Source organism: Actinomyces sp. HMSC08A09, assembly GCF_001807465.1.
Taxonomy (GTDB): domain Bacteria; phylum Actinomycetota; class Actinomycetes; order Actinomycetales; family Actinomycetaceae; genus Actinomyces; species Actinomyces oris.
In genome coordinates this window covers 74,981-100,087 of sequence record NZ_KV789089.1, presented here as the reverse complement: position 1 = coordinate 100,087, position 25,107 = coordinate 74,981, and the positions used below count along the sequence as shown (strand labels likewise).

General features: G+C 68.7%; 22 protein-coding genes. 8 read left to right on the top strand and 14 right to left on the bottom strand.

What is annotated here, in order from left to right; translation table 11 throughout:
* The 8 genes from HMPREF3165_RS02335 to HMPREF3165_RS02300 all read right to left on the bottom strand — a co-directional run.
* Positions 1–1,848 (bottom strand): NADH-quinone oxidoreductase subunit G (locus HMPREF3165_RS02335; RefSeq protein ID WP_070510606.1); only part of this gene is annotated, 1,848 nt, incomplete at its 3' end.
* 3 nt (positions 1,849–1,851) lie between these two features.
* Entirely contained in the window at positions 1,852–3,183 is a 1,332-nt protein-coding gene (nuoF, locus tag HMPREF3165_RS02330; RefSeq protein ID WP_003787154.1) for an NADH-quinone oxidoreductase subunit NuoF, read from the bottom strand.
* Positions 3,180–3,950 carry an NADH-quinone oxidoreductase subunit NuoE gene (gene nuoE / locus HMPREF3165_RS02325; protein WP_070510604.1) on the bottom strand — a complete coding sequence of 257 codons (771 nt, stop codon included), beginning with the start codon at positions 3,948–3,950 and terminating at the stop codon, positions 3,180–3,182. The genes nuoF and nuoE overlap by 4 nt, the downstream gene beginning before the upstream one ends.
* Positions 3,950–5,338 (bottom strand): NADH-quinone oxidoreductase subunit D, encoded by a 1,389-nt coding sequence (locus tag HMPREF3165_RS02320; RefSeq protein ID WP_070510601.1) that lies wholly within the window; start codon positions 5,336–5,338, stop codon positions 3,950–3,952. Before HMPREF3165_RS02320 ends, nuoE begins: the two co-directional genes overlap by 1 nt.
* Positions 5,338–6,114 (bottom strand): NADH-quinone oxidoreductase subunit C, encoded by a 777-nt coding sequence (locus HMPREF3165_RS02315; RefSeq protein WP_070510599.1) that lies wholly within the window; start codon positions 6,112–6,114, stop codon positions 5,338–5,340. Before HMPREF3165_RS02315 ends, HMPREF3165_RS02320 begins: the two co-directional genes overlap by 1 nt.
* The gene (locus tag HMPREF3165_RS02310; RefSeq protein WP_175284728.1) at positions 6,111–6,725 is read right to left on the bottom strand and encodes an NADH-quinone oxidoreductase subunit B; all 615 of its coding nucleotides are present in this window, start codon (positions 6,723–6,725) and stop codon (positions 6,111–6,113) included. Before HMPREF3165_RS02310 ends, HMPREF3165_RS02315 begins: the two co-directional genes overlap by 4 nt.
* A gap of 62 nt (positions 6,726–6,787) precedes the next feature.
* Positions 6,788–7,147 (bottom strand): NADH-quinone oxidoreductase subunit A, encoded by a 360-nt coding sequence (gene ndhC / locus HMPREF3165_RS02305; protein WP_003787163.1) that lies wholly within the window; start codon positions 7,145–7,147, stop codon positions 6,788–6,790.
* On the bottom strand, positions 7,144–8,445 hold the full coding sequence (locus tag HMPREF3165_RS02300; RefSeq protein WP_070510597.1) for a geranylgeranyl reductase family protein: 1,302 nt from the start codon (positions 8,443–8,445) through the stop codon (positions 7,144–7,146). Before HMPREF3165_RS02300 ends, ndhC begins: the two co-directional genes overlap by 4 nt.
* A gap of 377 nt (positions 8,446–8,822) precedes the next feature.
* On the opposite strand from HMPREF3165_RS02300, the gene HMPREF3165_RS02295 reads away from it, so the two are divergent.
* From HMPREF3165_RS02295 to HMPREF3165_RS13590, 5 genes are all read left to right on the top strand, one after another.
* Entirely contained in the window at positions 8,823–9,548 is a 726-nt protein-coding gene (locus HMPREF3165_RS02295; RefSeq protein WP_083303155.1) for a demethylmenaquinone methyltransferase, read from the top strand.
* A 34-nt stretch (positions 9,549–9,582) separates the two neighbouring features.
* Entirely contained in the window at positions 9,583–10,953 is a 1,371-nt protein-coding gene (locus tag HMPREF3165_RS02290) for an isochorismate synthase (RefSeq protein ID WP_070510594.1), read from the top strand.
* A 99-nt stretch (positions 10,954–11,052) separates the two neighbouring features.
* The gene (locus HMPREF3165_RS13995; protein ID WP_370991888.1) at positions 11,053–11,262 is read left to right on the top strand and encodes a hypothetical protein; all 210 of its coding nucleotides are present in this window, start codon (positions 11,053–11,055) and stop codon (positions 11,260–11,262) included.
* Positions 11,263–12,406: 1,144 nt separating this feature from the next.
* Positions 12,407–12,637 (top strand): hypothetical protein, encoded by a 231-nt coding sequence (locus tag HMPREF3165_RS02285; RefSeq protein ID WP_040321446.1) that lies wholly within the window; start codon positions 12,407–12,409, stop codon positions 12,635–12,637.
* A 32-nt stretch (positions 12,638–12,669) separates the two neighbouring features.
* Positions 12,670–13,473 (top strand): hypothetical protein, encoded by an 804-nt coding sequence (locus tag HMPREF3165_RS13590; protein ID WP_020991763.1) that lies wholly within the window; start codon positions 12,670–12,672, stop codon positions 13,471–13,473.
* A 21-nt stretch (positions 13,474–13,494) separates the two neighbouring features.
* On the opposite strand, the gene HMPREF3165_RS02275 is transcribed toward HMPREF3165_RS13590, so the two are convergent.
* The 3 genes from HMPREF3165_RS02275 to HMPREF3165_RS02265 form a co-directional block, all read right to left on the bottom strand.
* Positions 13,495–15,198, bottom strand: a complete 1,704-nt coding sequence (locus tag HMPREF3165_RS02275) for a S1C family serine protease (RefSeq protein WP_070510592.1) — start codon at positions 15,196–15,198, stop codon at positions 13,495–13,497.
* 211 nt (positions 15,199–15,409) lie between these two features.
* Positions 15,410–17,182, bottom strand: coding sequence for a 2-succinyl-5-enolpyruvyl-6-hydroxy-3-cyclohexene-1-carboxylic-acid synthase (gene menD, locus HMPREF3165_RS02270; protein WP_083303161.1), 1,773 nt, complete (start codon positions 17,180–17,182; stop codon positions 15,410–15,412).
* A gap of 124 nt (positions 17,183–17,306) precedes the next feature.
* On the bottom strand, positions 17,307–18,407 hold the full coding sequence (locus tag HMPREF3165_RS02265; RefSeq protein WP_070510586.1) for an o-succinylbenzoate synthase: 1,101 nt from the start codon (positions 18,405–18,407) through the stop codon (positions 17,307–17,309).
* A 215-nt stretch (positions 18,408–18,622) separates the two neighbouring features.
* On the opposite strand from HMPREF3165_RS02265, the gene HMPREF3165_RS02260 reads away from it, so the two are divergent.
* Both HMPREF3165_RS02260 and HMPREF3165_RS02255 read left to right on the top strand, forming a co-directional pair.
* The gene (locus HMPREF3165_RS02260) at positions 18,623–19,195 is read left to right on the top strand and encodes a hypothetical protein (RefSeq protein ID WP_256274790.1); all 573 of its coding nucleotides are present in this window, start codon (positions 18,623–18,625) and stop codon (positions 19,193–19,195) included.
* A 106-nt stretch (positions 19,196–19,301) separates the two neighbouring features.
* Positions 19,302–19,886: a hypothetical protein gene (locus HMPREF3165_RS02255; protein WP_070510584.1), complete on the top strand. Its 585-nt coding sequence runs from the start codon at positions 19,302–19,304 to the stop codon at positions 19,884–19,886.
* A 218-nt stretch (positions 19,887–20,104) separates the two neighbouring features.
* Here HMPREF3165_RS02255 and HMPREF3165_RS02250 read toward each other — a convergent pair whose 3' ends face one another.
* The 3 genes from HMPREF3165_RS02250 to HMPREF3165_RS02240 form a co-directional block, all read right to left on the bottom strand.
* On the bottom strand, positions 20,105–20,980 hold the full coding sequence (locus tag HMPREF3165_RS02250; protein WP_070510582.1) for a glycine betaine ABC transporter substrate-binding protein: 876 nt from the start codon (positions 20,978–20,980) through the stop codon (positions 20,105–20,107).
* A gap of 66 nt (positions 20,981–21,046) precedes the next feature.
* The gene (locus HMPREF3165_RS02245) at positions 21,047–21,925 is read right to left on the bottom strand and encodes an ABC transporter permease (protein WP_070510580.1); all 879 of its coding nucleotides are present in this window, start codon (positions 21,923–21,925) and stop codon (positions 21,047–21,049) included.
* Complete coding sequence (locus HMPREF3165_RS02240) at positions 21,925–23,220, bottom strand: quaternary amine ABC transporter ATP-binding protein (protein WP_070510578.1); 1,296 nt, start codon at positions 23,218–23,220, stop codon at positions 21,925–21,927. The genes HMPREF3165_RS02245 and HMPREF3165_RS02240 overlap by 1 nt, the downstream gene beginning before the upstream one ends.
* A gap of 644 nt (positions 23,221–23,864) precedes the next feature.
* On the opposite strand from HMPREF3165_RS02240, the gene HMPREF3165_RS02235 reads away from it, so the two are divergent.
* Positions 23,865–25,076, top strand: coding sequence for an ROK family transcriptional regulator (locus HMPREF3165_RS02235; RefSeq protein ID WP_070510627.1), 1,212 nt, complete (start codon positions 23,865–23,867; stop codon positions 25,074–25,076).
* Positions 25,077–25,107: the final 31 nt, after the last annotated feature.

Genomic DNA, 25,107 nt, shown 5'->3' with positions numbered 1-25,107 from the left:
CGCCTCGATGCCGCCGCGCTCGCCGCTGCGACGCGGCACCCAGGCCAGGTGGGCGCCGGTCGCGGTGGCCAGGGCGTCGGCGACGCTCAGCAGGCCGGGGACGCGGGCGGCGCGCTCACCGATGAGAATGGTGGCGCCGTCGGCCCGCAGGGCCTCGACGAGCTCGGGGTGGGTCTGGCTGAGGTGGGCGACGACGCGGGCCTCCTCACCGGGCGGGGTGAGGATGGCCTGGGCGGAGAGCTTGCGGCTGCCGGCGCTCAGGCAGGTGGTCACGGTGGCCACCTTGACGCCGCCGGCGCGCACGCCCTTGCGCAGGCGCAGGAACAGGGAGCCGCACTCGTCCTCGGGCTCCAGGCCCAGGAGCAGGACCTGTCCGGCCCGCTCCAGGTGGCGGTAGGTGACGGCGCCCAGTCCGGTGCCGGCCACGCGAGCGGCCAGGAAGGAGTCCTCCTCCTGGCTGTGGCTGCGCACGCGCTGGTCGATGTCGTTGGTGCCCAGGACGGTGCGGGCGAAGCGGGACCAGGCCCAGGCGTCCTCCAGGGTGAGGCGGCCGCCGGGCAGGAGCCCCACTCCCCCGTCTGCGGCGGCGCGGGCCAGCCCCTGGGCGGCCACGTCCAGGGCGTCGGACCAGGAGGTGGTGACGAGCTCGCCGGTCTCCTCGTCGCGCACGAGCGGCACGGTGAGGCGGTCGGGCTGGGAGGACCAGGTGAAGGCGAAGCGGTCCTTGTCGGTGATCCACTCCTCGTTGACCTCGGGGTCGTTGCCGGCGAGGTGACGCAGGACGACGCCGCGGCGCATGTCGACGCGGATGGCGGAGCCGGAGGCGTCGTGCTCGGTGACGGAGTCGGTGGAGACCAGGTCCATGGGGCGGGCCCGGAAGCGGTACTTCGCGGAGGTCAGGGCGCCCACGGGGCAGATCTGGATGATGTTGCCCGAGAAGTAGGAGGCGAAGGGGCGCCCGGAGGCGTCCAGGTCGTCGCGGCCGGTGCCGAGGTCGGGGCCGTAGTCGGTGCCGTCGGAGGCGCCGGGCTCGCCGCCGGGGCCGGTCAGGTCTCCCAGGGCGCTCAGGGAGGGCACGCCGCGGATCGTCTGGAGGTCGGCGTCGAGCCCCTCCTGGGGCGCCTCGGTGTGGAAGTCCAGGACGCGGGCGTCGAAGCGCCCGATCTGCTCGGAGTACAGGCCGCCGGTGTGCTCTGGCTCGCCGTCCATGTCGAAGGAGGGGTGCCCGCCGCCGCGGCCCTGGAGGGCGATGAAGGGATCACCGGGGATCTGGTCGGCGAAGCGCACGCAGCGCTGGCACAGGATGCACCGGTCGCGGTCCAGGAGGATGTTGCTGGTCAGGCGCAGCGGCTTGGGGAAGGTGCGCTTGACGTCGGTGAAGCGGGTGGCGGACTGGGCGCCGGAGGCCATGAGCTCCAGGGCCTGGTTCTGCAGAGGGCACTCGCCGCCCTTGTCGCATACCGGGCAGTCCAGCGGGTGGTTGATGAGGAGGAACTCCATGGTGCCGGCCTGGGCCTTGGCGGCGACCTCGCTGGTGGCCTGGGTGGAGATCTCCATGCCCTCCATGGCGGTCATGGCACAGGAGGGCTGGGGCTTGGGCATGGGCCGCACGACGCCGTCGCGCCCCGGCATGGCCACCTCCACCAGGCACTGGCGGCAGTTGGCCGACGGCGCGAGCAGCGGGTGGTCGCAGAAGCGCGGGATGCGCACGCCGACCTGCTCGGCGGCGCGGATGAGGAGGGTCCCCTTCTCGACCTCGACGGGCAGTCCGTCGATGGTCATGTGGACCATCTCGGGGGCCGGGGGCGCCGCGGGTGCGGAGCTCTTGGTGGTCGTCTCAGCAGTCATGGCTCACCGTGCGCTTTCGAAGACGGAGGAGGCGGCGTAGGGGAAGAGCTCGCCGGCGGCGGCGGTGTAGCCGGCCTCGAACTCCTCACGGAACCGCTTGATGCCGGTCAGCACCGGGGTGGCGGAGGCGTCACCCAGGGCGCAGAAGGAGCGTCCGGCGATGTTGGAGGCGATGGACTCGAGCTTCTCGACGTCGCCGGGCAGACCGCGCCCGGCCTCCAGGCGCAGCATGATCTGCCGCATCCAGTAGGTGCCCTCACGGCAGGGGGTGCACTTGCCGCAGGACTCGTGCTGGTAGAACTCGGTCCACCGGGTGACCACACGCACCACGGAGACGGTCTCGTCGAAGACCTGCAGGGCGCGCGTGCCCAGCATGGAGCCGGCCTCGGCCACGGACTCGTAGTCCAGGGGGACGTCGAGCTCGTCGGGGCCGAAGATCGGCGTCGAGGAGCCTCCCGGCACCCAGAACTTCAGCTCGTGGCCGGGGCGGATGCCGCCGGAGAGCTCGATGAGCTCGCGCATGGTGATGCCGAAGGGGGCCTCGTACTGGCCGGGGTGGGCCACGTGGCCGGAGACGGAGAAGATGCCGTGGCCCTTGGACTTCTCGGTGCCCATGGTGGAGTACCACTGGGCGCCGCGGGCCAGGATCGCCGGGACCGAGGCGATGGTCTCGACGTTGTTGACCACCGTGGGCCGGGCGTAGAGGCCGGCGACGGCGGGGAAGGGCGGCTTGAGGCGGGGGTGGCCGCGGCGGCCCTCCAGGGAGTCCAGCAGGGCGGTCTCCTCACCGCAGATGTAGGCGCCGGCACCGGCGTGGGCGGTGATGCGCAGCCGCTGCTGGCCGTCGAGCCCGAAGCCGGTGTCCAGCAGGCCGGATTCGGTGGCCTCGCGCACGGCGCTGAGCAGGCGGCGGTAGACGTGGGGGACCTCGCCGCGCAGGTAGACGAAGGCGTGGTCGCCGCCGATGGCACGCGAGGTGATGGCGATGCCCTCGATGAGCGCCTGCGGGTTGGACATGATGGTGGGGATGTCCTTGCAGGTGCCCGGCTCGGACTCGTCGGCGTTGACCACGAGGTAGCGCGGGCCGCCGTCGACCGGGGGCAGGAAGGACCACTTCAGGCCGGTGGGGAAGCCGGCGCCGCCGCGTCCGCGCAGGCCGGAGTCCTTGATGAGGCCGATGAGCTCCTCGCAGCTGAGGGTCTTGGCCTTCTTGAGGCCCTCGTAGCCGCCGTGGTCGAGGTAGGTCTGCAGGGTCCAGGAGCGCTCCTGGTCCCACAGGTCGCTCAGGACCGGGGTGAGGGTCCCCGGCGCGGTGTAGGTGGCGGTGTCACTCACTTGGTCTCCTCCTTCGGCGCGGTCCAGCCCTGCTCGCGGGCGATGCGCAGGCCACGCAGGGTCGGCTCGCCGGGGCCGCGCCCCTCGTCGGTGCGGCCGTCCTCGAAGCCGGCCAGCAGGCGCTCGTTCTCGCGGAAGGTGGGGACGGTCTCGGGACCGCGGGTGGGGGCGACGTCCTCGCCGCGCTCGAGGGCCTGAATCATGGCGACGGCGGAGTCGGGGGTCTGGTTGTCGAAGAACTCCCAGTTGACCATGACGACGGGGGCGTAGTCGCAGGCGGCGTTGCACTCGACGCGCTCGAGGCTGATGGTGCCGTCCTCGCTGGTCTCCTCGGCGCCCAGGCCGGTGTGCTCGGTGACCGCCTTCCAGATCTCGTCCCCACCCATGACGGCGCACAGGGCGTTGGTGCACACGCCCACGTGGTAGGTGCCCACCGGGTGACGGCGGAACTGGCTGTAGAAGGTGGCCACGGCGCTGACCTCGGCCCGCTCCAGGCCGAGTCGGGCGGCGCACAGGGCGATGCCGGCCGGGGAGACGTAGCCGTCCACGGACTGGATGAGGTGGAGCATCGGGATGAGGGCGCTGCGCTCCTTGCCCGCCGGGTAACGGGCGATGATCCGCTCGATGTCGACCTGCAGGCTCTGGGCGACCTCTGAGCTGTAGCCGGCGGCCACGGCGGCTTGCGCGACGGTGCCCACCGGGCCGACCGCGCTGACGGTGGCGATGGTCTCGACGGCCGGGTTGACTGCGTTCTCGGTGGTGCTCATCAGCGGTCCACGCCTCCCAGGACGGGGTCGATGGAGGCCAGGGTGGGCACGAGGTCGGCGATCATGCCGCCCTCCCCCATCATGGCCAGCGACTGCAGGTTGGAGAAGGAGGGGTCGCGGAAGTGGACCCGGTAGGGGCGGGTGCCGCCGTCGGAGACGGCGTGGACGCCCAGGATCCCCTTGGCGTGCTCGACGGTCTGGTAGACCTGTCCGGCCGGGACCCGGAAGCCCTGAGTCACCAGCTTGAAGTGGTGGATGAGGGACTCCATGGAGCTGCCCATGATCTCGCGCACGTGCTCCAGGGACTGGCCCTGGCCGTCGGTGGCAATGGACATGCGGGCGGGCCAGGCGATGGTCGGGTCGGCCACCATCGTGGTGTTGGAGGGGTCGTCGCCGCGGGCGGCGATCTCCTCGAGGCGGTCCAGGCACTGGGAGACGATCTTGAGGGACTCGTAGGCCTCGTCCAGGCGGATGCGCAGGCGGTTGTAGCAGTCGGAGACCTTGTAGGTGGGGACCCGGAAGTCGTAGGTCTCGTAGCCGCAGTAGGGGTTGGTGCGCCGGATGTCCAGCGGGTAGCCGGCCGCGCGCAGGCAGGGCCCGGTCAGGCCCAGGGCGAGCCCTCCGGCCAGGCTGATCTCCCCCACGCCGATGAAGCGGGACTTGAGGATCGGGTTCTCCAGGAGCAGCAGCTCGAGCTCGTGGATGTCCTTCTTGATGTCCGGCATGACCGAGCGCACGAACTCGGTGAAGCCCTCGGGGATGTCCTGGGCCAGGCCCCCGGGGCGGATGTAGGCGTGGTTCATGCGCAGCCCGGAGACCATCTCGAAGGCCTTGAGGATGTTCTCGCGGCAGCGGAAGGCGATGGTCATGAGCGTGGTGCCGCCCATCTCGTTGCCCCCGGTGCCCACGGCCACGACGTGGGAGGCGATGCGGTTGAGCTCCATGAGCAGCACACGGGTGACGGTGGCCTTCTCCGGGATGTCGTCGGTGATGCCCAGGAGCTTCTCGACGGCGAGGGCGTAGGCGACCTCCTGGAAGAAGGGGGCCACGTAGTCCATGCGGGTCACGAAGGTCTCGCCCTGCACCCAGGTGCGGTACTCCATGTTCTTCTCGATACCGGTGTGCAGGTAGCCGGTTCCGACGCGGACCTCGGTGACGACCTCGCCGTCGGCCTCCAGGACCAGGCGCAGCACGCCGTGGGTGGAGGGGTGGACCGGGCCCATGTTGAGGACAATCCGGTCGTTGCGCAGGCGGTCGGCCTCGTCGCGCTCGGCGATCTGGGCGACGACGTCGTCCCAGTCCCCGCCGCTGACGGTGAACTGCTCGGCGCCGGCGGACAGCTCGTCCGTGGCGGGGCCGGAGGCGCGGAAGGTGCGTGCGGTGCTCATCAGCGGTAGGACCTCCGGGTGTCGGCGGGCGGGGTCTGGGCGCCCTTGTACTCGACGGGGATGCCGCCCAGCGGGTAGTCCTTGCGCTGGGGGTGGCCCACCCAGTCGTCGGGCATGGCGGTGCGGGTCAGGTGGGGGTGGCCGTCGAAGACGATGCCCATGAGGTCCCAGGTCTCGCGCTCGTGCCAGTCGTTGCCGGGGTAGAGCGAGACGAGGGAGGGCACGTGCGGGTCGGTCTCAGGGCAGGCGACCTGCAGGCGCAGCTGGCGTCCGCCGTGGGTCAGGCTCATGAGCTGGATGCAGGCGTGCAGCTCGCGCCCGGCCAGCTCGGGGTAGTGGACGCCGCTGACGCCCAGGCACAGCTCGAATCGCAGGTCCTGGTCGTCGCGCAGGGGGCGGGCGACGTCGAGCAGGTGCTCGCGGGCGATGAACAGGGTGAGCTCGTCGTGCTCGATGACGACCTTCTCGATGGCGGCGGCCGGGTCGATGCCGGCCTCCTGGAGGTCCTCGATGAGGGCGTCGACGACGTCGTCGAACCAGCCGCCGTAGGGGCGCGCGGCGGCGGGGGCGAGGGTGACGACGCTACGGTGCTCGCCGTAGCCGGTGGTGTCGCCTGCGTCGGAGGCGCCGAACTGGCCGGTGGGGGCGGTGATGACCTCCAAGCGCAGCTCGGGGCGCACGGGGGTGCCGGCGACCGCGGGGACGGCGGGGGCCTCGGGAGTCTCGGTCAGGGCCTCGGAGCCTGAGTCGTGTGCCGGGGTGTTCTTCTCACTCATGCCAGCAGGCCCTTCATCTCATGGGTGGGGGTGGCCGACAGCGCGGCGGCCTCGACGGCGCGGGCGATCTCCTCACGGTGCTTGAACAGCGGCTTCTTCTCGATCTGACGGGTGAGCTCGAGCATGGCGTTGAGGAGCATCTCGGGGCGCGGCGGACAGCCCGGCAGGTAGATGTCCACCGGGACGATGTGGTCGCAGCCCTGGACGACGGCGTAGTTGTTGAAGATGCCTCCCGAGGAGGCGCAGGCGCCCATGGAGATGACCCACTTGGGCTCGGGCATGGAGTCGTAGACGTTGCGCACGATGGGGGCCATCTTGTGGGAGACGCGGCCCGAGACGATCATGACGTCGGCGTGGCGCGGGGAGGCGCGGAAGACCTCCCAACCGAAGCGGGCCATGTCGAAGCGGGGGGTGCCGGCGGCCATCATCTCGATGGCGCAGCAGGCCAGGCCCATGGTGACGGGCCACATGGAGCGGGCCTGGGCCAGGCCCGCGAGCTTCTCGACGGTGGTCAGCAGGAAGCCCGGGCTGTCCACCTCGGCGGCAGCGGCGGCGTAGGGGTCATTCCGCTTGGACGGGATGGACGCCATGTAGGCGTTGTGCTTCTTCATGCTCTTCACTGCTGTGTTCTCCTTGGGATCGTCAGGCTGGGTCCTGGCCGGTCAGAGCGGCGTCAGTCCCAGTCCAGTCCGCCGCGACGCCACTCGAGGATGTAGGGCACGGTGATGAGGCCGATGAACAGGACGGCCGCCCCCAGCCCGAAGAAGCCCAGGCGCCCGAAGGCCGTCGCCCACGGGTAGAGGAAGACCACCTCGACATCGAAGATGATGAAGGTCATGCCCACCAGGTAGAAGGAGACGGGGAAGCGCCCGTGCTCGGTGTTGGCGGGGGTGGGGTCGATGCCGCACTCGTAGTTGGCGACCTTGACCCGGTTGCGCCGGGCGGGGCTGATGATGGCGCTCATGGCCAGACCGCCGACGGCCACCAGGAGGGCCAGCGCGGCCATGATGAGCAGGGAGGCGTAGGGGTTCATGCTTCCGGCACCATCCTTGTCAGGAGCTGGATGAAGTGGTCGATTCCGTCGCCGCCGCGGCGCTCCCACCCGTCGGACAGGAGCTTGGTGACGAGCTTCATGAGGCGCTTGCGCGGCAGCCCGTAGCGGGTGCACAGGCGCATGACCTCGGGGTGCTCGATGAGGGCGACGAAGACACGGCCGAGCGTGTAGTAGCCGCCCATCTCGGAGCTGAGGGCCTTGGGGTACTGGGCCAGGACCTGCTCACGGCCGGAGGTGGTCGTGCGGGCGGATGCCTGGGCGGCGGCCTGGGCGGCCAGGCGGCCGGACATGAGGGCCTGGGCGATGCCCTCGCCGTTGAAGGGCGAGACCATGCCGCCTGCGTCGCCCAGCAGCATGAGGCCATCGGCGTAGTGCGGCTTGCGGTTGAAGGCCATCGGCAGGGCGGCGCTGACCAGGCCGCCGACCTGGTTCTCCTTGATGAAGCCCCAGGAGGCCGGGACGTTGTCCATCCAGCGGTTGAACACGGCGCGGTAGTCGATGGCAGTGGCCTGGGCGCGCGAGGAGACCGAGCCGAGTCCGACGTTGACCAGCCCCTCCCCCACGGACCAGATCCAGCCGTAGCCGGGCAGGAGGTCGGACTTGCCGGGAGTGCCGTCCCACAGCTCGAGGCGGGACTCCATCCAGGCGTCCTTGGCGCGCGGGGAGCGGAAGTAGGCGCGCACGGCCACGCCCATGGGGCGGCGCTCGTTCTTGGTGCGCCCGACGGCGGTGGCCAGGCGAGCCGAGACGCCTCCGGCGTCGACGACCAGCGGGGCGGTGAAGGTGGTGGGCCCCTCGATGCCGGGGTAGGCGACCCGGTTGGTGGGGCGGGCCTCGACGCCGGTGACGCGGCCGGTGGGCGAGGTGACGGGGCCGGTGACGGTGACGCCGGTGAGCAGGCGGGCGCCGGCCGCGGCGGCGTGCTCGGCCAGGTCGCGGTCGAGCAGGGCGCGGGGGCGGGCCATCCCGTAGGAGGGGAAGGAGGCCTGCTCCGGCCAGGGGAAGTGGAGGAGGTGCCCGCCGCCGATGACGCGTAGGCCTCGGTTGCGCTGCCAGCCGGTGGTGTCCATCCCCATGGAGACCAGCTCGCGCACGGCCGAGGGGGTCAGGCCGTCCCCACAGACCTTGTCCCGGCCGAGCTCCTGCTTCTCCAGCAGGATGACGTCGAGGCCAAGAGTGGCCATGTGGTAGGCCGCCGAGGATCCGGCCGGGCCGGCCCCGACGACGATGACGTCGGCAGAGGCGGAGGCGCTGGACTGGGCGGCTGCCTGGGTCACTCGGGCTTCCCTCCTCGGCACTTCTGGTACAGCGGGCGTTGTCATAGGCATCACAGTTGGCACCGTAATGCAGGCCCCGCACGAGGCGGAGCCTGTGCCGACTGTACCCAGGCGGCCGACGCCTCCATGACGAAAGCGGAACGACAGGCAGCGAACCAGGGTTTTCGTTGACGTGACGGCAATCCTCAGAGAAGTCCCCACCTCAACGACAGATGACGGCGCCCCAGAATTACGCTGCGAGTGAGTGACGAATTTCAACAGTGTCGGACGGGACCTGCGTCCTAGAGCGGCACCGGCACGGTCGGAGGCCGGCTGGGAGCGGTCTGCGGCATGCCTTGGCGGCGAGACCGCGGCCGGGATTTGCGATGATGACCCCCATGAGCCGATCCCCCCTTCGAGCCAGCCTCGCCAAGGACCCGCGCGAGGTCGCCGGGATGTTCGACGCCGTTGCGCGCCGCTACGACCTGTCCAATGACGTGATGAGCCTGTTCCAGGTGCACATGTGGCGCCGGGTGACGCGCACGGCCGTCGCCGCGAGGCCGGGGACGCGAGTCCTGGACCTTGCCGCGGGGACCGGCACCTCCTCGGTGGAGTACGCCGCCGACGGCGCCGAGGTCGTGGCCTGCGACTTCTCCACCGGCATGGTGGCCGAGGGCAAGCGTCGACACCCCGAGATCGCCTTCGTGGCCGGGGACGCCACGGCGCTGCCCTTCGCCGACGAGAGTTTCGACGTCATCACCATCTCCTACGGGCTGCGCAACGTGCAGGACACGGCGCGGGCACTGTCGGAGATGCGCCGGGTGACGGTGCCGGGCGGGCGGATCGTCATCGCGGAGTTCTCCACCCCGACCTGGCCGGCCTTCCGCCACTTGTACCGCTTCTACCTGGGCAGCGCCCTGCCGGCCGCCGCCCGCCTGGTCTCGTCGAACACCGAGGCCTACGACTACCTGGGCGAGTCGATCCTGGCCTGGCCGGACCAGCGGGAGCTGGCCGGCCTCATGCAGGAGGCCGGTTGGCGGGGCGTGGGCTACAAGAACCTCTCCGGCGGGATCGTCGCGGTTCACCGGGCCACGCGGCCCGTGCCCGCCCAGGGCGAGCAGTGAGAACCGACCTGAGCAGCGACCCGAGGCCGACGTCGTGAGGGCAGAGCACTGCCTGGCCGACCCGCCGCGGCTGTCCTTCCGCACCCATGAACTGCCCGAGGGCGCACTGGAGGGGCTGGCTCTCATCGACCTGCTGGCGGGCCGCGAGGATGTCAGCTCCTGGGTTCACGAGGGGTGCGGACTCATCGGCCTGGGCCGCACCCTGGTGATCGAGGCCCACGGGGCGGATCGCATTGAGGCGCTGCGGGCCGCGTGGCGGGCCGTCATCGGCGCGGCCTGGTGGCGTGATGCGCTGGTCCGCCCCGGGACTGGGCCGGTGGCGCTGGGCGCGATCACCTTCTCCCCCAGCTCCGAGCAGTCCTCGGTTCTGGTGGTTCCCGAGGTCCTCGTTGGGCTGGATGACGCCGGTGCTTGGCTGACGACCGTGGTGTCCGGGGCTGACGACGGGACTGAGCCGGAGCACCCGGATCCCGGCTCGCTCCTGACGGCGCTGGTGGCCGATGCTCGTGCAGCGGTCGACCGGGAGCAGGCCGGCACCGACAGGGACTCCGGGGACTCCGGCGGCACCACCGCCGTTGAGGCCGGGGCGCTCAGCGAGGAGCAGTGGTGCCGGGCGGTCTGCGCCACGCAGGAGCGGATGCGTGCGGGGCAGGCCCGCAAGGTGGTCCTGGCCCGCGACGTGCTGGCCTACCCGGGCGGGCCGCTGGCCACCGGTACGGTCCTGCGGCGCCTGGCCAGCGACTACCCCTCCACCTGGGTCTTCGCCGTCGACCAGATGGTGGGCGCCAGTCCTGAGCTGCTGCTGCGCCTGCGGGATCGACGCCTCATGAGCAGGGTGCTGGCCGGTACGGCCCGCCGGCACGCCGGTGAGGACGCTCTGGAGACCGCGCGCCTGGCGTCCTGGCTGGAGGGCTCGGAGAAGAACAACCGGGAGCATGAGCTGGCTCGGGACTCGGCGATCACGGCGCTGGAGCCGCTGTGCTCGGTGGTGGAGGCCCCGGCCCGCTTCGTCCTGACGCTGCCGAATGTGCTGCACCTGGCCAGTGACATCACCGGGGTCGTCGCCGGGGACACCGGGGCGCTGGCGCTGGTGGACGCGCTGCACCCGACGGCGGCCGTGTGCGGGACACCGACCCAAGCGGCTGCGCGTCTCATTGAGGAGGCCGAGTCCATGGACCGGGGGCGTTACGCCGGACCGGTGGGCTGGGTGGACTGGCACGGCGAGGGCGAGTGGTGCATTGCGCTGCGCAGTGCCCAGCTACCCGCAGCAGGGCCCGGACCGCAGTCGCCCGCGCGAGTGTTCGGGGGCGGCGGCATCATGCCGGACTCCGAGCCGGTCGACGAGCTGGCGGAGACGACCGCCAAGATGCGCCCCATGCTGGGGGCGCTGGGTGTGCTGGGCTGAGTTCTGCCCGACGCATCGGCGAGCAGCACCTGACCACCAAGAATACTGACAACACACCCTGTGGCATGCATTTAATATGACTGAACGAGAAACGAGAAAATGATGAGCGGATTCGTTCTGGTGACATTAAAGCTACTCATTGGCTTTTTTGCCCTGACGATTATCATCAACCTTTCTGGAAAAGGCAACCTGGCTCCGTCGTCTGCGAGTGAACAGGTTCAGAACTGCATCCTGGGAGGTATTATTAGTGGAGTTATCTACAATAACGACATTCGGCTTCCGGAGTACATTAGAATCTTGTGCATATGATGCGGACTCGTTCTGACACTGAAGTGGATCAAGCAGCACAACGTCAAAGCGAAGCAACTCATTGACGGCAAGGGGCGGATGGTTATGAGGACGCGTTCCTGGGTGAGTATGTTGACAGCAGGATGATTCTGACGACCTATTAATAGAAATCACCTTCATCGATTGACGCAGGCCATCCTACCCCGCGGGGTGAGACGGTCATCGCCTTCAAGAACTACCAGGAGATCCACGACCACCTCGGCTCCGCGCCAAGCTCTCGGGACCAGAGGCCCTCAGCACCGTCCTCGCCGTCCTGGAACCCACCGAGGAAGAACGGACCGATGGCTCCTGGACTTGGTATTCTATATGAGAGTCCAGCAGAAGTTGTGAAGCTTCATTCCGAATACCGTCGCTATGACTACGTCACATGACACTGTTCTCAAAACACACCAGCAACGCCGTGTCCCCGACAAGCGGTGACAGGGGCAGAACGTACGGCCCTATCGCTGCACTCACCCTCGCCTACATCAAAGGAAGTCGCTACAGAAACAGGAGCGCCAATCACTGGACCTACGAAAATTGCCCCGTCAGGACATCAGAACGTTAAGCACGAATGATGACGCGTCACTCTCAAATTGATCCGATAACCCTAGCAGACAAAGGAAGAAATATTGTCCTAGCAATACTGACCCTGATTGGCCTTTTTGTGGCTCTCATAGCCATTTTCCCTTACCGGGCCGGCAACACTCCAGCACTGACAGGCCTTCTTTATATGGGGTTTGTCGTGGCATGCACCATAGCATCTCTACTCATCCTAAGGCGCCAGATTTCCAAAGGGAAACAGCATTGGATCAGCGATGGTATGCGGATAGAGTTAATTGCTCCGCCAGCATTGATTTGGGCAGAACTAGGTGCACTTTCCCTACTTGCATTCTCCAGCATCGTGGGCATTATTGTTCAGGCGCTCGGACCTCGTGGTGCATGGATGATCCCATTCGGATTGTCAACGATGGGAGTGATTGGCCTGTGTTACTTTTTTCCAGTTCTCCGCCCAGGGTGTGGCACTCGGCTGAGAATCTCTCTCAGCAACAACGGAGTCGAACTCACCCGAATCAATGGACGTAAGGATATCATTCCATGGCAGGCCCACCCACGCCTCACCGGGGTGTATCAGGGACACGCGGTCATCGCCATCAAGGACCACGAAGACCTACGCTACCCCATCGGCTACCTTCCCCTGAGTATGCGCCAGTTCGAGCGCCTCCTGAGCACCTTCTCCAGAAGTACACGCCTGCGTGCCAAGCTCTCGGGACCAGAGGCCCTCAGCACCGTCCTCGCCGTCCTGGAACCCACCGAGCAAGAACGGACTGACGGCTCCTGGACCTGGAGCCGCTAGACAGCACATACGCCAACGCAAGGATGACCGCAATGAGTTTCCTGACAGGCAAGGCAGCCCAGCCCATCATCACGCCGGAACGCATCGACAAGAACCGGTATCGGGCACCTCTGTTCTTCGGAGCGATTGCCGTGGCCGCAGCCATGTTCAGCATCCCCATGTTTCTCACAGGAAGCACCACCACAGCGCTGGCCATGATCTACCTCGCTATCTTCATTGTCAGCTACGCGGTTGCAGCCTGGTGCCTCAAGTACTTTCTTTCAGCTGGCCGAACATACTGGAGTCACGACAGCCATCAAGTCGTCATGACGACCCCAACCGGCATGCTCTTATTTGAAGTCGGTGTTCCACTGCTGGGTGTTCTGGGAGTACCGCTCGCTGCAGTCGCCTGGTTGCTGCACCGCCAGGGTGACTGGATCGGATCAGCAGCCTTAGCAGCACTGGGAACACTGAGCCTCCCCTATCTCCTACAGGCCCTTCAAGGCTTTCGCCCCGTGAGACGTCGTATTACGGTCAGCAAGAGCGGCATCGAGCTGACTCAGACCAACGGACACAGCCACGAGATTCCATGGAAGGAGCACCCGCGTCTCATCGGAGTACACCAGGCCGACGCCGTCATCGTTCTCAAGAATCATCTAGAGACCCGCTACCCCATCGGCTACCTGCCCCTGAGCATGCGCCAGTTCGAACGCCTCCTGAACACTTTTTCCACCGACGGCCGGCTGCGCGCCAGGATCTCAGGCCCAGAGGCTCTCAGCACCGTCCTTGCCGTCCTGGAACCCACCGAGGAAGAACGGACCGACGGCTCCTGGACCTGGAGCCGTCGGTCTCGGTAGAGCAGTCAGGAGCCGCCCCGGTCAGGAGTCCTTGCGCTCAGCCAGAGTCACGTCGATGTCCTGCTTCTTGGAGTCGCGGATGACCGTGAGCTTGACCTTGTCGTTGGCGGAGTACTGGCGCACGTAGCCGGTGAGAGCCGACCCCTGGGCGGTGGTCTTCCCATCGATGGCGATGACGACGTCATCCTTCTTCAGTCCGGCCTTGTCGGCCGGTGATCCACCTTCGACCGAGGTGATCTTGGCGCCGGCGCGCTTCTCGCCGTCGGCCGTGGCACCAGCGGTGTCAAGGCTGACTCCCAGGTAGGCGTGCGTGGCCGTCCCGGACTTGATGAGCTGCTTGGCGACCTTGTCGGCCAGCTTGACGGGGATGGCGAAACCGATGCCGATGCTTCCCGAGCCTCCCTCGCCGCCGCCGGAGCGGCTCATCGTGGCGATGGAGCTGGTGATCCCGATGACCCGCCCCTTCTCATCGAAAAGGGGCCCTCCGGAATTGCCGGGGTTGATGGCTGCGTCGATCTGGATGGCGTTGGTGTAGACCGCCGAACCGCCCGATCCGTCCTCATTCTGGGAGTTGACGACGGGCCGGTCGAGGGCGGAGATGATTCCGGTGGTGACGGTCGAGGACAGGCCCAGCGGGTTACCGATCGCCATGACGTCCTGACCGGTGGCCAGCTTGTCGGAGTCTCCGAGCTGGGCGACCGTGAGGTTGTCGGGGGCGTCCTTGAGCTGGATGACCGCCAGGTCGGTGGCGGGGTCGGTACCGGTGGTCTCAGCGTCGTAGACGCGGCCGTCGGCCAGCGTCACCTGGATCTTGGAGGCCCCCGCCACCACGTGGTTGTTCGTGATGATGTGCCCCTCCTTGTCGAAGATGACTCCGGAGCCCAGGGCCTCGCCCCTGTCCGTGGCGACGGCGATGGAGACGACGGCGTTGGACACGGCGGCCGAGACGGCCTCCCAGTCGGGGGCCTGGCCGGCACTGTTAACGGTCTTGGTCGTGCTCCCGGTGGCGATGGCGGTGGGGGCGGCCGTGGAGCGCTGTGACGCGTCGCCGTCCCGGGCGTCGAGAGCCTTGATCGCTCCTACGGCACCGCCGGCCCCCAGCAGGGAGGCGACCAGCACGGAAGCGACCAGGGCGAACCAGCCCGGCCCCCGCCGGCGCCTCTTGGTTCCGCTGTCAGCGCCTGTGGCCTTCGAGGCCGCATAGAAGGACTCCCCGGTGGGGGCGCCGGCCGGCGCGTAGCCACCGGGCGTCGTCGGGACGCTCATATAGGGCGAGCCGAGGTGCGTCTGCTGCCCCTGGTAGGGCTGCTGGGCGGATGAGTAACTGGACGGCGCCGCCTGCTGCACCTGAGGGGCGGGGTACTGCCCCTGAGGCTGCTGCTGCGGCTGGTAGGACGGCTGCTGGGGCTGGTACTGCCCCTGGGCGGGCTGCGCGTAGAGCGACGCGGACTGCTCCGCGGGAAGCTGCGAGGTCGGCGGCTCGGCAGGCAGCTGAGAGGTGGGCGGCTCGGGCTGGGAAGCGTCGGCGGTGTAGGCCTGGGAGAGATCCGCGTAGCCGCCGTGGTCCTCGGTCACGCTCGCGCCCTCGCTGACGGAAGACGCCGTTGCCGGGCTGGCCTGGCTGCTGGCGGACCAGGAGTCGACACCGGAGTGAGCGCCGTCCGCCGCCGCCTCGGGCTCAGTGGGCCGGTATGCCTCCGGGTTCGTCTCGTCGTATCCGCTCATCTGTGCTCCTCCTCGGGCGTGTCGCCCTCTCAGATCCACGAGTAGACAACACCAGGGCTCTGTGCCGTTTCCGATGATTCCCTGGGGCTGTGCTGTGGATCGTGTAACTGTTGTATCGCAGCGGGCTGAGAGCCCGGCGGTGGGTTCGGGCTGAGCCGGGGCCACCGCCGCAGGTCCTATCCCGCTGGTTGCCGTCCATCTCTATCGTCGTTCATGTTGTCACGGTGTGAGGACCGTGCCTCGTGGTCTCCCAGACGACGACGCTCACGCCGTCGACCGGTTCAGCCAGGAGTCCGCGGAGGGCCTCGACATCATGGGGGACCTGGACGCGGGCCCCCAGGGCTGCCGCCAGCGCAGCGATATCCGCCCGCTGAGGGGCGGTGAAGAGCCGTTCGAACCGGCCCGCTGGCGTGGTGCGGGCGTACTCGAGGTGGGAGAAGATCGCGCCCCCGCCGTCGTCGACGACGATCACCTGCAGGTCGGCCTCCTCCTCTCGCACGCCCCGGTTCAAGGACATGGCGTCGTGGAGGAAGGCGAGGTCTCCCATGACGGCGCGAACCGGTTCCCCTGAGGCCATCCACAGTCCGATCCCGGTGGCGATGGTGCCGTCGATGCCCGCCAGGCCGCGGTTCGCGACCGCCTTCGGGGCAGCGGCGCCGGGCTGGGCGAGTCGGTCCAGGCGCCGCACCGTCATGGACGAGCCCAGCAGAAGGGTGGGGGCACCGGGGGCCTGACTGGCCTCCCACACGGCCCGGGCCAGGGCGTCGGCGCTGCTGGAGTGGTCCGGTTCGGGAAGATCCGCCACGGCCTGGCACCAGGAGTCGGTCCAGGCCGTGTCGGCGCTCTCCAGGCCGAGGGAGGCGACTAGACGGGCCGAACGGAGGGCGGCGGCGTCGGCAGGCTCATGATCGGGACCGTCCATGGGGACGACCCGTCGAGCCCGCCCGGAGACGTCGGTCCACCGGGCGCGCTCGGTCAGGACGGTGATGTCGAGATCCTCGCGCCCCAGGAGCGCGGTGATGGAGCGACTGAGGCTGGGGTGCCCCAGAACGAGGAGGTGCTCGGCCTGCTGGGCGAGCGCGCGACCCGCAGGGGTGCCCAGCAGCTCGGCGTAACGGCTCAGGGCCTGCGGGCCGCTGCGGGCCTGGGAGGTGGGTTCGGCCAGGAGTGGCCAGTTGAGGTGCTCGGCCAGAGACCTGGCCAGGGTGCCAACGCCCGGGTGGGCGGTGTCACCGGCGACGACGATCCCTCTCCCCTGCGCTAAGGAGCCAGAGCCGGCCGGCTGGCCGGCACCGGCCTCCGGGGTTCCGGCCAGCACGGCTGCCCGGGCAGCCGGGACCATGGGCGGGAAGGGCGGTGCCGGAGCGGCCGGCACCGCATCCTCCACGGTGTCCCCCACTGAGCTCTCCGCTGAGTTCTCCACCGTCAGGGGCGGACGGAAGCGGGCGTTGATCTGGACCGGCCCGGGATCCTGACTGAGGGTCCCGGTGGCGGCGGCGACGGCGCGGCGCACCTGCCCGGCGATGCCGGCGTCGGCCGCATGGCCCCCGAGGTCAGCTGCCAGGTCGGCGGGCAGATCCACCCCCAGGCGCAGGGCCGGTGCGAAGAGCCCCGTCTGCTCGGTGGTCTGGCTGGCACCGGTGCCGACCAGCTCGTGGGGCCGGTCAGCGCTGATGATGAGCAGGGGGATGCCGGCGGCGTCGGCCTCACTGACGGCCGGGTGAAGGTTGGAGACGGCCGTGCCCGAGGTGGTCACGACGGCGGCGCAGCGGCTGTGCCCGTTCAGGGCGTGGGCGCGGGCGGCCCCCAGGGCGATGAAGCCGGCACTGCGCTCATCCAGCACGACGCGCAGCCGTAGGTGCCCGGCATCGGCGGCGTCGGCCAGGGCCTCCGCCAGCGGGGCGCTGCGCGACCCCGGGCACAGGACGACCTCGCGCACGCCCTCGGCCAGGAGGGCCGCCACGAGGCTGCGCGCGTCGGCCATGGCGGGCGGGAGCTGCGGGCGCTCCGGGGAGTCGGTCACAGGGGCGAGGATACGAGAGCGCCCCGCCTGCGCTGCGCTGCGATTGGTCACAGTACGGTGAGCCCTGCGCACGGCTGGGGCGGGTCTACAGCGGCAGCCCGGCCACGGCCCGGCTGGGGTCACGGGCCTCGCGCTGGCGGCGGGCGTGCAGGGCGCCGGCCAGGTGCAGCAGACGCGTCTGCCAGTGCTTGGTGAGGTAGGGCCCCGCCTTGACCTCGTTCAGAAGGCGTTCGGAGACGGGGGCGGCGGCGTCCAGACGCAGGGTCCCGTTGCTGGGGCGAACGCTGGGCTCGGCGACGTCCTGAGTCAGCAGGCGCGTGGTCCCCAGGCCGCAGGCGTGACTGAGGGAGGGCAGGCTGAAGGCGAGCGTCGCGCCGGCCATGATGCCCACGGAGGTGTCCAGGGCGGAGGAGACGACAGCGGGCAGTCCAAGGCGCTCTGCCATGTCCAGGGCCCGGTGCACCCCGCCCAGCGGGGCCACCTTGAGGATGGCGACGTCGGCAGCGCGCCGGTGGACGATCTCCAGGGGGTTGGCAGACAGCCGGATCGACTCGTCAGCGGCGATGGGCACGTCGACGGCGCGGCGTAGGTCGGCCAGGTCGTAGACGGTGGCGCAGGGCTGTTCGGCGTACTCCAGCCCTCCGGCAGCCCGGTCCATGAGGGGCAGGTTCTCGCGGGCGGTGTCCAGGTCCCAGGCGCCGTTGACGTCGATACGCACCTTGCCGGAACGCCCCAGGGCCGAGCGGACCGCCTCGAGGCGCTCCAGGTCCGCCGAGCGCTTGTCGCTGCTGCCGCTGACTTTGACCTTGGCAGTCCTGGCTCCGGAGGCCCGCACCAGATCGGAGGCGTCCTGAGCACCGACCTCAGGGACGGTCACGTTGACGGGGATGGTCTCGCGGTAGCGGGGAAGGAGGGAGTTTCCCAGGGCCTGGCACAGTCCGGAGGCGAGCCAGGGAGCGCTGGCCTCCAACCCGTAGTCCCAGAAGGGCGCGACCTCGCCCCAGCCCCCGGGGCCGTGGAGCAGGACGCCGTCGCGGCGGGTGATGCCGCGAAACGGCGTCGTCAGAGGAATGTCCCAGACGACCGCGCGGTCGATGCGATCCAGCAGTCCCGTGGAGTCCTGAGCATGAAGAGAGGCGATGTCGATCTCGCCGTTGGCATGCTGATGGTCCGGACTCACGGGCACAGAATACGCACGATCTTCAATCAAGACGACGAAACCGGGACAAGGGTGGCGGGGCCCACCTCGGCAAACGCCCACGGGGCTGAGCACTGGACTGTCCGGTGCCGTCTCGCGCCCCCGTGCCGGCGTCGAGCGTGGCCGTGAGCGCAGGCCCCTGTCCGCGGGCCTTTGTAGAATGACTCGTGCGGTTGAATTCGCGATCACGCCGAGGGGACGTCATGAACGAGGGCAGCACGGGGTCAGGGGACGCGGGGCACCATCACTGGAAGCCCGTCACGCCCGTCTCCGCGATGGTTGTGGGCCGCCTGGTTCTCGGGCTGCCCAGCGCCGTCGGCCTGACGATCATCGTGCTGGTCTGGTCGGCGCTGACCCGCGCCGGGCTGGGATTCGGCAGGGCGTGCTTGTTCTCCCTGGTGGCGGTGGCGATTCGCGAGCTCATCGACGCCTCGGCTCACCGGCTCATCATGCGGGCCTGGCGCTCGAGGGATCCGCACGGCCTGCTGCTGACGATCATCGCCGCGACCTGCCCCGCGGTCGCGGGATTCCTGGCCGCTCGCCTCCTCGCCCCGGCATCGACGACGGCGCTGACGGCTCTCACGTGGCTGCCGTTCATGGCCTTCGTCGCTCTCATTGAGAGGCCGTGGGACACCTCGCTCGGATACGACGCCCTCCAAGAGCGCATCCATCAGCCCCAGCCGATCCCGCCGGAGTACGTCACCGCCGACTTCCGCGACGCCCGCAAGCACCTGCCCGAGCTCCGCCGCATCGCACAGGCCCACGCGGCGCTGTAGCCGGCGGCTCCAGCCGCCTCGACAGACCTCAACTGCGATGACGATCACAGGCCTGTTAGGGTGGGAGAGCGTCATCTGTGAGCGTGGAGCGTCAGGGGAAGGGCATATGAGCACACGCGACGTCACCAGCACACCAGACCGGCCCTGGAAGCCGGCTGTCCCCCTGTCAGCGGTGATCGGGGGAAGAGTCTTCCTGGGAGTCTTCGACGCACTCGCTGTCGGAGTCGTGCTGGCCATCTGGTCCGCCCTCACTCGCGCCGGACTCACCTACGACCAGATCTCAGGATTCGCCATCCTGACGACCGCGGCGTACGAGACCCTGGATGCGATATCCATGCGCCTGACCATGCGCATCCGACGCACCAACGACATGAGCAAGGTGCAGCGGATCCTGTCCGCCCTCATCTGCCCAGCTATTGGCGGAGCAGTGGCGGCCATGGTCTTCGCACCGCACCGCCTCACTCACCTGACGCTGCTGACCTGGGCGACCTCCCTGCTCATCTTCTGCGCAGTGGATCGGCCATGGAAGACACCGATGTCTTATGAGGAGATGAAGGAACGCGGTCGTCAGACCCGGCTGATGACCCGGGAGCACTTCGCCGAGGAGATCGCCGATGGCCGGATGACCTTCCGCCCCATCGACGACGAGGGCTACTACCTCGACGAGGACGGCAACCGCATCGAGGACTGAGAGGGCCCTCCCACGGTCACACTTTGTTCCGACCGGGGACATCCTGCGCGTGCGGGGACCGGATTGTGGTCCCCGACGGCGTCGAATGCCCCCGGCTGGAGCGGGCCGCACCCGGACGCACGAAATGTCCCCGTCGGTGGGCCCCACCCGCACCGCCCGGCGGCTTGCACTTGCACCACCTGGCGGGCACCCCACCCAAGCCCTTCGACTCTCCGGCGTCAGGACTTCTTGAAGTCGTACTGCGGGTGCTTCTTGGACCAGGCGATGGCGGCCTCATCCTCCCGGCCCTCGCCGTAGGTGTTGACGACGAGGTCCTCGAGGCTGCCGTAGGTGGCCTCATCCATCGTGATGGACTTGAGCCACTTCGCGATCTCCGGGTAGTCCTGCGCGAAGCCCTCGCGCCCCAGGAAGTGAAGCCCCTCCCCCTTGCCGAGCGCGCCCTTGGGATCCTTCAGGTCCCGCATGTCATAGGTGGTGTTCGCCCAGAAGGGGTGCCACAGGGTCACGACGATCTCCTGCTTGGCATCGACCGCTTTCTTGAGCTCGGCCAGCATCCCGGTGGTGGAAGAGGTCAGGAACTTCATGTCCCCCAAACCGTAGGCGGGGATCACGTCCTCCTGAGACACCTTGGTCAGACCCGCACCCGGCTCGATACCGATGATCTTGTTGCCGATCTGCGAGGCGTGGGGCTTGATGTCCTCGATCGACTGCATGGAGGAGTAGTCCGGGACGGACCAGCACAGCTGGGCCGAGTCGTAGTAGGTCCCCAGATCCTCGATGTAGGTGCGGTACTTGTCCATGTAGCTCTTCTGGGTGACGTCCGGCCACGCGGAGGGGAAGAGGTCCACCGCCCCCTGGCTGAGGCCCGCGTACAGCGGTCCGGCCTCACTGAGATCCATGAGCTTGATCTGGTAGCCGGCCTTCTCCAGCTGGGTCTTGAGCAGGTGGGTCATGGACAGCCCATCGCTCCATGATGGAAGAAAGCCGAGGCGGAGCCGCTTGCTCCCACCGGAGCCCTTACCGCAGGCGGACAGGGCGCCCGCCGCCGCCAGGGAGGCCAGAGCGGCGGTGAAGGTGCGGCGGGAGGTCTGCATGGTGTTCCTTCGATACGTGCCCGACGCCGGTGAGGGCGAAGTAGAAAAGCGTCGTCGAGTCATGGGTCACCGCTTCTTGATGAGTGAGAGCAGCGAGCCCTTCTCCCGCGGCGCCCCGAGGGCCGCGGTCACCCGATCCAGGTAGATCGCCAGGAACACGATGGACAGACCCGCCTCGGTGCCCTTGGCGATGTCGATCGTCGCAAGTGCCTTGACGACCTCCTTCCCCAGGCCGTCAGCACCGACCATGCCCGCGATGACGGCCATCGACAGGGCCAGCATGATGACCTGGTTGACGCCCGCCATGATGGTGGGGACGGCCAGGGGCAGTTGGATGCCCCGCAGGATCTGCCAGTCGGTGGCGCCGAAGGAACGCCCCGCCTCCACGGTCTCCTTGTCCACCTGCTTGATGCCCAGCTCGGTCATGCGCACCCCGGGGGGCATCGCGAAGATGAGCGTGGCGAACATCCCGGGCACCACCCCGATGGAGAAGAACAGGACCGAGGGGATGAGGTAGACGAATGCCGGCATCGTCTGCATGAGGTCGAGGACCGGGCGGATGAGGACGCTGACGTACTTGTTGCGGGCGGCCCAGATCCCCAGGGGGATGGCGAAGACGAGGGCGGTCAGGGTCGCCAGGGTCACCAGGACCAGCGTCTCCATCGCATTGACCCACTGCCCCAGGGAGATGATGATGAGGAAGGTGACGGCGGTCCCCACCGCCAGCCTCCACGACTTCGCCATCCAGGCGATCAGGACGAAGACCACCACCATGAGCAGCGGGGGCACAGCCAGGAGCAGGTCCACGAGGTTGTCGTTGACCAGGGTGCCGGCCCGGGAGATCGCGGTGAGGAAGCCATGGAGGTGGACCTGGATCCACTCAATGAGGACCTCGACCGCAGTACCCAGGGGAATCTTGGGAAGAGGAGTCTGTACGGGAATCATCAGGCGTCGGCTCCTTCGGCCTCGGTGGTCTCACTGGCCTTGCCGGCCTGCTCGTCGGTCTGCTCCGCGGCCGGATCGGCGCTGGAGGCACTGGCGGCGCTGGAGGCCCCGGCCTCCTGGTTCTGCTCACTGATGGCGGCCAGCAGGGTGACGCGCGGGATGACGCCGGAGACCCGTCCGTCGTCGTCGACGACGACGATGGGGGCGGCGTGCTGCGCGGCGTAGGAGAACAGCTCGTTGACGGGGGTCGAGTGCGACACGACCGGCATCTCGTGGATCGTGGACAGCGGCAGCGCGTCGGAGCCCTCCTTGACCGCCCGGGCGACGTCGTCCTCCCAGACATAGCCGAAGGGCGTGCGGTCGCGGTTCTGGACGAGCAGCCACGGCGGCTGGTTCTCCCGCAGGAGCTTGTGGGCGGCACGAGGGCTGCGGTCCGAGCCCAGAACCGCGTACGGAGGCTCCGCGATGGAGCCGGCCGTCAGAACCCGGGTGCGGTCGACGTCGGCCACGAACCGGGAGACGTAGTCGGAGGCGGGGTCGCGCAGGATCTCCTCGGCGGTGCCGACCTGCTCGACGCGACCGTCGCGCATCATGGCGATGCGGTCTCCCAGGCGCATGGCCTCGTTGAGGTCGTGGGTGATGAACAGGATCGTCTTGCCGAGCTTGCCCTGCAGGTCGATGAGCTGGTCCTGCATCTCCCGGCGGATGAGCGGGTCGAGCGCGGAGAAGGCCTCGTCCATGAGCAGGATGTCGGTCTCAGCCGCCAGGGCCCGGGCCAGGCCGACCCGCTGCTGCATGCCACCCGAGAGCTCACCGGGCTTGTAGCCGCCCCACCCCTCCAGGCCCACCAGGGACAGGGCCTCTTCTGCCCGGCGCTCGCGCTCGGAGCGATTCACGCCCTGGATCTCCAGGCCGTAGGCGGCGTTCTCCCCCACCGTCCGGTGCGGCAGGAGGGCGAAGTTCTGGAAGACCATGGAGACGCGCTCGCGGCGCAGCTCGCGCAGCTTCGACTTCGAGACGTGCGCCAGGTCCTCCCCGTAGAGGGTCATGCTGCCGGCCGTGATGGGCAGCAGGCCGTTGACCATGCGGATGAGGGTGGACTTCCCGGAGCCCGACAGGCCCATGACCACGAAGATCTCGCCCTTGTCGACATCGAAGGAGGTGTCGATGACGGCGGCGGTCTGCCCTGACTTCCTCAGCTGGTCCCGCGTCCTGCCGGCCTTGAGCTTCTTGACGCCGTCGGACGGTCGCCGCCCGAAGACCTTGTAGACATGGTTGGCCTCAATGACTTTCACTGCACTCCTCACGATCTAGCTCCTGGCCTGGCCGCGAGAGTCCGGAAGACGAGTTGTGAGAGCCGTGTCCGGACCCAACAACGACGGCAAGCCAGTTTTATAGTCCTGCGCAGTGTTCGAGTGGTCAATTTGAGCAGGCACAGAATCCCGCGAATTCAGAGGACTTCAGGCCTTGACACGCCCGTGGGCGTGTCCGGAGCCACGTTCGCAGAACAGGGCGGAACCCACCCGGCGCGCACGGTCGGGCATGAACGCCCATAAGCATCGAGAATGCTTGAAATCATCACGATCATCGCGACTCCCCTGCAGCCTCGCACCGCACGCACACAAACGCGTCACATAACCAACAACGTCCGTATGTGCAACCGGAACTCCTCAGGGCCACAGAATGTGGTGATAGTCTCATTTACGTCGCCGGCTTGTTCCGCGCCACAAGAGAACAAGCAGGACGCCCACCGAATCCCCCTCCCCGCTCACCTGGAATCACTACGCTGAGGGGCACGCCCGCGGTCCGCAGGACCAACCGGGCACCGATGGAGGAGGAGACTGCCGTGCCGGCTGCAGGATGGATCCCGGCGGACGGACCGGATCTCTGGGGACCCCTCGGAGGCCCGGGCGCACACAGGCCCAAGGCCCACGCCGACGTGCGCATCTCGAACATGTCCCTCATCCTGCGCCACCTCCAGACGAGCCCCACCCTGTCGCGCACGCGCCTGGCCCGCGAGACGGGGCTGTCCAAGGCGACGGTCTCAACCCTGGTGGCCGAGCTGTGCTCCCGGGGGCTGCTCATCGAGGAGGAGCCGGACCTGTCGGGCAACGTCGGCAGACCGAGCACGGGCCTGCGCACAGCTCCACGCACAGCGGCCGGCATCGGTCTGGAGATCAGCGGCGCCTCGCTGCTGCTGTCCATCACGGACCTGACCGGAGAGGTCGTCGCGCGCCGCTGCGAGCTCGTCGACGACGCCGGACACCGCCCCGAGACGATGATCGAGCACGTCGCGGCCATGCTGTCCCAGGCCCTGGAGCAGCTGACGCAGCAGGGGACGACGGTTCCGGGAATCGTCCTGGCTCAGACCGGGATCATCGACTACACCGACAACACCGTGCGCTACTCCTCCACGCTGGAGTGGCACGACGTCGCCGTGGCGGACCGGGTCCGCGACGCAGTCGCCCGCCGCCTGGGCCCGGGAAGGAGCGTCCCCACCATCACGCTGGAGAACGACGCCAAGCTCGCCGCACTGGCCACCTACGAGCGCTACGCGCAGGACGGGGTGCGCAACCTGCTCTACCTGTCGGGCGGTGAGGGGATCGGCGCCGGCATCATCTCCGACGGCCACCTCCTGCGCGGCTGGCTGGGCCTGACCGGCGAGGTCGGCCACATGCCCGTGGAGCCCGAGGGCCTGGCGTGCCGCTGCGGGCGGCGCGGCTGCTGGGAGACCCGCTCCGGACTGCAGGCCCTGACCTCGATCTACCCGCCGGGCGACGCGGTGCGCGATGAGACCACCTCCCTGGATGAGCGCATCGAGCTCCTGCGCCAGCGCTTCGACGCCGGGGACGCCGAGCTCACCCGGAGGCTGAAGCTCTCCCAGCGGGCGCTCGCGCGCGCCCTGGCGATCCTGACGGACGTCCTCAACCCCGAGGTGATCGTATTGTCGGGGTACCTGGCCGCCTTCGCCGACGTGTTCGTCTCCCCCACCGCCTCCGCCCTGAGAGACCGACTGCTGGACCAGCGCGCCGCCGCGAGGCTGGAAACCGCCCATCTGGGCCAATGGGCCTCGTCGTACGGTGCGGCCCTGGTGGCGCTGGAGTCCGTGCTCGACAACCCCACCCTGGTCGATCTCAGGCCCGCCTCCTAGCCGCCACCAGGCATATCGACCGCCTCGCCAG

Excerpts from the sequence above, each read along its gene's own strand:
- nuoE (WP_070510604.1), bottom strand. The coding sequence starts at position 3,950 with ATGAGCACCACCGAGAACGCAGTCAACCCGGCCGTCGAGACCATCGCC.
- HMPREF3165_RS02320 (WP_070510601.1), bottom strand. The coding sequence starts at position 5,338 with ATGAGCACCGCACGCACCTTCCGCGCCTCCGGCCCCGCCACGGACGAG.
- HMPREF3165_RS02315 (WP_070510599.1), bottom strand. The coding sequence starts at position 6,114 with ATGAGTGAGAAGAACACCCCGGCACACGACTCAGGCTCCGAGGCCCTG.
- HMPREF3165_RS02310 (WP_175284728.1), bottom strand. The coding sequence starts at position 6,725 with ATGAAGAAGCACAACGCCTACATGGCGTCCATCCCGTCCAAGCGGAAT.
- ndhC (WP_003787163.1), bottom strand. The coding sequence starts at position 7,147 with ATGAACCCCTACGCCTCCCTGCTCATCATGGCCGCGCTGGCCCTCCTG.
- HMPREF3165_RS02295 (WP_083303155.1), top strand. The coding sequence starts at position 8,823 with ATGAGCCGATCCCCCCTTCGAGCCAGCCTCGCCAAGGACCCGCGCGAG.
- HMPREF3165_RS13995 (WP_370991888.1), top strand. The coding sequence starts at position 11,053 with ATGATGAGCGGATTCGTTCTGGTGACATTAAAGCTACTCATTGGCTTT.
- HMPREF3165_RS13590 (WP_020991763.1), top strand. The coding sequence starts at position 12,670 with ATGAGTTTCCTGACAGGCAAGGCAGCCCAGCCCATCATCACGCCGGAA.
- HMPREF3165_RS02275 (WP_070510592.1), bottom strand. The coding sequence starts at position 15,198 with ATGAGCGGATACGACGAGACGAACCCGGAGGCATACCGGCCCACTGAG.
- menD (WP_083303161.1), bottom strand. The coding sequence starts at position 17,182 with ATGGCCGACGCGCGCAGCCTCGTGGCGGCCCTCCTGGCCGAGGGCGTG.
- HMPREF3165_RS02260 (WP_256274790.1), top strand. The coding sequence starts at position 18,623 with ATGAACGAGGGCAGCACGGGGTCAGGGGACGCGGGGCACCATCACTGG.
- HMPREF3165_RS02255 (WP_070510584.1), top strand. The coding sequence starts at position 19,302 with ATGAGCACACGCGACGTCACCAGCACACCAGACCGGCCCTGGAAGCCG.
- HMPREF3165_RS02250 (WP_070510582.1), bottom strand. The coding sequence starts at position 20,980 with ATGCAGACCTCCCGCCGCACCTTCACCGCCGCTCTGGCCTCCCTGGCG.
- HMPREF3165_RS02245 (WP_070510580.1), bottom strand. The coding sequence starts at position 21,925 with ATGATTCCCGTACAGACTCCTCTTCCCAAGATTCCCCTGGGTACTGCG.